The sequence below is a fragment of the Maribacter sp. 4G9 genome (assembly GCF_002742265.1).
Lineage (GTDB): Bacteria > Bacteroidota > Bacteroidia > Flavobacteriales > Flavobacteriaceae > Maribacter.
Genome location: NZ_MDGL01000106.1, coordinates 1 through 454 on the forward strand (window position 1 = coordinate 1; position 454 = coordinate 454).

1 protein-coding gene is annotated in these 454 nt (G+C 45.6%); it reads left to right on the plus strand.

The window, feature by feature from the left end; genetic code table 11:
* On the plus strand, positions 1-454 hold a 454-nt coding region (locus tag BFP75_RS10895; protein ID WP_123803403.1), incomplete at both ends, for an IS1595 family transposase.

A 454-nucleotide genomic window follows, 5' to 3' on the forward strand; every position in this document is an offset into this window, starting at 1 on the left:
GTTCAAAGCTTCCATTTTTGACCTGGTACAAGACCATGTTTTTGATGAGTGCCACCAAGAAGGGCTTTTCAAGTAAAGAAATCCAGAAGCAACTTGGGCAGAAGCGATATGAACCGGTCTGGACGATGGTGCATAAATTGAGAAAGGCGATGGGAAACAGGGATGCACGCTATACTTTAGAGGGGATGGTAGAATTCGATGAGGGTTATTTTACTGTTGAATCTTCTGAGATCGAACAGGAAAAGGGCATTCGCGGTCGCGGTGCGGTCGGAAAGGAGAACGTTGCCGTTATGGCGGAATCCACGGTCCTGGAAGATGTGGGAAGTGGCAAAAAATCGACACAGTGCCGCTATTTCAAAGCTAAAGTATTGACAGACCATACATCTGGACAGATCAATCGGACAGTACAGGAATCGATCGATGAAAAAAGTATCGTTTTCACGGATAAAAGCAC